General features: G+C 44.9%; 4 protein-coding genes. All 4 read left to right on the forward strand.

The annotated features are described in order from the left end of the window. Positions 1-1,942 (forward strand): methionine--tRNA ligase (gene metG, locus ACYVRH_RS11020; protein ID WP_461256964.1); only part of this gene is annotated, 1,942 nt, incomplete at its 5' end. A gap of 10 nt (positions 1,943-1,952) precedes the next feature. After that, positions 1,953-3,089 (forward strand): lipid II:glycine glycyltransferase FemX, encoded by a 1,137-nt coding sequence (locus tag ACYVRH_RS11025; RefSeq protein WP_461256965.1) that lies wholly within the window; start codon positions 1,953-1,955, stop codon positions 3,087-3,089. Between the two features lie 50 nt (positions 3,090-3,139). Further along, positions 3,140-4,225, forward strand: a complete 1,086-nt coding sequence (gene ilvE / locus ACYVRH_RS11030) for a branched-chain-amino-acid transaminase (protein WP_461256966.1) — start codon at positions 3,140-3,142, stop codon at positions 4,223-4,225. A 196-nt stretch (positions 4,226-4,421) separates the two neighbouring features. Then, the coding region (locus ACYVRH_RS11035) for a hypothetical protein (protein WP_461256967.1) at positions 4,422-4,647 on the forward strand (226 nt) is incomplete at its 3' end.

The raw sequence follows: 4,647 nt of genomic DNA on the forward strand, positions 1-4,647 counted from the left end.
GACGGAAGTAACTCAGGATATATTTTTAAAATTGGATAAAGCCGGTTTTATCTGCGAAAGAACGATAGAACAGTTTTATTGTTCCAACTGCAAAAGATTTCTCGCGGACAGGTATATTCGCGGAGTCTGCCCAGTCTGCGGCGGTGCGGAGGCAAGGGGCGATCAATGCGAGGCTTGCGGCAAACTGTTGGACCCTACCGATTTAAAAGAGCCTAAATGTTCTTCTTGCGGCAGTACCCCGTCTTTACAAAAGACAAATCATCTTTACATTGATCTTCCGGCAATTAGGGAAAAACTTGAAGAATGGATAAAAATAACGTCAGTAAAAGGTTTTTGGGCGAATAACGCGGTACAGATGACGCAGGCTTGGATACGTGACGGCCTTAAGGAACGCGCTATAACAAGAGATTTAAAATGGGGAATCCCCGTTCCAAAACCCGGTTACGAAAACAAAGTGTTTTACGTCTGGTTTGACGCGCCAATCGGCTATATTTCAATAACAGGAACGTTAGGTGAGGAAAAGGGAAATTGGCGTGATTTTGTAAATTATTGGTGGAAAAGCCCGAATGAAACTGAGCTGTTTCAGTTTATTGGAAAAGACAATATCCCGTTTCATACGGTAATTTTCCCGTCCAGCCTTTTGGGCAGCGGGGAAAAATGGACAATGTTACACCACATGTCCAGCACCGAGTACTTAAATTATGAAAACGGCAAATTTTCAAAATCAAGAGGGGTTGGAGTTTTTGGCACTGACGTAAAAGGGACTGGAATCCCCGCCGATGTATGGCGCTTTTATATCTATTACAACAGGCCTGAAAAATCTGACGCTATGTTTACATGGAGCGACTTTAAAGAAAAAGTAAACGGCGAGCTTATTGGCAACTTGGGCAATTTGGTAAACCGCACGCTCTCCTTTGTTACGCGCTACTACGACGGTATTATTCCCGAAGGAAAGAGCGATGGCGCATTTTGGGCTGAAGTTGTAAGATTGGAAAACTCAATTACCGAAAAACTTGACAGGGCAGAGTTACGTGACGCTTTTAGGGAAATCTTTGAATTATCCTCGTTTGCGAATAAATATTTTCAGGACAACGAACCGTGGCGGCTGCGCAATGACGATCCCGAAAAAGCAAAAGCAGTAATACGCGACCTTACCTACATTGTCCGCGATTTATCGGTGTTAATAGAGCCTTATATGCCGCAAGCTGCGGAAAAAATCGCCTCATTTCTGGGCCTTAAACTTAGAAGCAATCTTAACTGGAAAGACATTGGAAAAGCGGACGGCATAGGGAATATTAAAATAAAAAGTGAAATTCTTTTTAACAAACTGGAAGATGAGTTAATTGAAACCTTACGCGTCCGCTTTTCAGGAAGCCAGAAAGAGAGGCAGGAGAGCGACAACGCGCAAGCCGCGGAAAGCAAGCCTTTTTCTTCAGTAGTGGATTTGCGCGTGGCAAAAATTGAAAAAATAGAGAGGCATCCAAAAGCCGATAAACTTTACATTGAACAGCTTGAAGTGGGGGAGGGAGTAACGGGAACGCGCGAAGAGCGGACAATTGTTTCAGGACTGGTGCCATTTTACAAAGAAGAAGAATTGCTTGGAAAGAAAATTATTGTCGCGTATAATTTAAAACCCGCAAAACTTCGCGGCGTTGAATCGAGGGGGATGCTCCTTGCCGCCGGAGATAAGGGCGGCGCAGGCCCCGACGGCCAGCCCGTGGAGCGCGTTGAGGTGCTTGACGCGGGAGACTGTCCCACGGGAACGCGGCTTTTGCCCGAAGGCGAGGACGCGGTCTGCGCTCTTGCGGAAATAGACATCGACACGTTTTTTTCGTATCCGATTGCCGTGAAAGACAATACAGTTTTTTGCGGAGGTAAGAAACTGTGCCTTAACGGCAACCCTGTGTGCACTAAAATAATTCCCGAAGGCGAAGTGCATTAATACGAAATATATGGAAGACATATCCGCCGTTAAAACAGAAAATATTAATACTGCAAGCGAGAAAAAAACACCGTTTATCTCCAACATAAAAGAAGCCGATCTCTCCGTCTGTGAAAACGCGGATTCTTTCTTACAATCGTCAATGTGGGGGGAATTTAAATCCCGCTTTGACTCAACCGCGAAGGCTTTCCTGATTGATTGGCAAAAAGGAGAGACTTCGCAAACGCTGCCGCTATTGGCGCTTTGCCGCCGCTTCGCTTTAGTCTTTGGTTTTGACTTCTCATTCGCGTATATCCCTTGGGGGAGTCTTCCTGATTTTTTTCCCGCCGAAGACAGGGCAAGAGCCCTTGCTGAGCTTGCCGTAAAATTAAAACAGTTTCTTTCAAAAGACACCGCCTTCATCCGTTTTGAACCTCCGTGGCATTACAAAGACGGCGATGAAAATTTTAAAAATGAATCCGTCATGTTCACCTCCGCAGGTTTTAAAAAAGCGGCGGCTACAGTCCAACCGCCCGATACCGTCATCGTCAATCTTGCTCTTTCGCGTGAAGAAATACTCGCGTCCATGAAACCAAAATGGCGGTACAATGTTTCTTTAGCGGGAAAAAAGGGAGTAAAAGTCAACGTCTGCGGCGTAAAAGATATCGAAATATTCTATAATCTTTTAAAAGAAACGTCTGCAAGGGACGGCATCGCCATACACGGAATTAATTATTATAGGACGCTTTTTGAAGTATGCGAGAAACAAAGTAAAAAAAATCAATTTATCCGTTTGTATACGGCGGAACATGAAGATGACATAATAGCGGCTATTGTCGTTCTTTTTCGCGGAAAAGACGCGACATATCTTTACGGGGCGTCTTCTAACAACAAACGAAATTTAATGGCCCCTTACGCGCTTCAATGGAAAGCCATGCAGGACGCTAAAGAAACCGGATGTATAAATTATGATCTTTTCGGCATACCTCCGAATGAAGATCCCAATCACCCTATGGCCGGCCTTTACAGGTTTAAAACCGGATTTGGCGGGCAGATCATACACCGTCCCGGAAGCTGGGATTATCGGTATAAAAAGGTAATGTACAATCTTTTTAATAAGGCGGAAGCCCTGCGAAAAAAATTGCGCGATTTAAAAAAGAAACGATAACCTATTGCAAGACATTTGTATCAACTGTATTATTTATATAAGGAGTAATTATGGCCTTTGCATTAAACACTTATCCAATCACCTACCGCTCAAGATTTTCCGATGGAAAATGGAGCGAGGAATATTTGGAAAAACCGCACAAGACACCGGAAGAGGAAGCGGCTATGAGCGATGAAGATCGCGCAAAGCTGGAAGATTCCCGTAACTGTTACGGGGATATGCCTCTTGTCAACTACACAAGCCAGTACGGGTTAGCGTGTTTTGAAGGACTAAAAGCCTTCCCGCAGAAAACCGGAAAACTTGCCATCTTCAGGCCGGATCAAAACGCCCGTCGTTTTTACCGCTCGATGGAGGGAATGTGCATGCCGCCTTTCCCCGTAGAGACATTTGTCTCCGTTTGCAAAGAAACAGTCAAACGTAACGCCGCTCTTGGTTTTAAACCGTCCTATAATAGCGAGTGGGAAAAAGATTCGTATATGACGGCTGACGCTGTTTATATCAGACCCTTTACTATCGCGGAAGGCGGTATCGGGGTAAACCTGTCCCATGAGCCTTATGTGATGGTAATCAATACTCCCGTAAGCGCTTATTTTTCATCCGGCAATTCGGACGCTGTTGTTTCAGATAGGATCCGCGCAACGCCGAAAGGCACCGGCTGGATAAAAGCCTGTTCAAACTATGTGATGTCAGCCCTCGCGAAATCCGAAGCCTTAAAAGCCGGCTACATGGAATGCGTGTTTTTAGACGCGACCCACCGCAAGTATATAGAAGAAGGCTCGTCATGCAATATCTTTTTTTACTTAAAGTCAGGCGAGCTTGTAACGCCCGAACTTGGCGACACAATTCTGCCCGGCATTACCCGCGCCAGCATAATAGAGCTTGCCCATGACAGGAAAGTAAAAGTGTCAGAGCGCAAAATCTCGATAGACGAAGCCCTTGAATCGACAAAGGAATGTTTTGTCAGCGGAACCGCCGCAGGAGCCACCCCTATTACCTCACTTACCTACAATGGCAAAAAAGTGCTGTTCAACAACGGCAAAGACGGCGATTTTACCACCGATATTCGCGACACGCTTAAAGGCATCCAATACGGTACTCTGCCTGACACAAAGGGGTGGATGACGCAGGTTATCTGAAAGATGGTACACTATGTATGCCCAAAGAATTTATTGGACATACATAGTGTAGCGGTAAATAGGCATTTTTCCCTGTTTTCTTGCAAAAAAGAGCATTTTCCCATGTATTTGTAATTTTCACTCAAAATAAATAATTTTATAGTATGAACCTGAAAAAACTGCAAAAAGGTGATATATTAGCAGTATGAGGCATCAAATGAAAGGCAAAGAAACCGCCCATTTTACCGATAAAAATCAAACTCCAAGCTTAAAATTGTCTGACCACTTTAGTGGTCAGACAATTTTAAGCCGTGATCGCAACACGCAACACGCAACACGCAACACGCAACACGCAACACGCAACACGCAACACGCAACACGCAACACGCAACACGCAACACGCAACACGCAACACGCAACACGCAACACGCAACACGCAACAC

The sequence above is a fragment of the Treponema sp. R80B11-R83G3 genome (genome assembly GCF_054786115.1).

Excerpts from the sequence above, each read along its gene's own strand:
- ACYVRH_RS11025 (WP_461256965.1), top strand. The coding sequence starts at position 1,953 with ATGGAAGACATATCCGCCGTTAAAACAGAAAATATTAATACTGCAAGC.
- ilvE (WP_461256966.1), top strand. The coding sequence starts at position 3,140 with ATGGCCTTTGCATTAAACACTTATCCAATCACCTACCGCTCAAGATTT.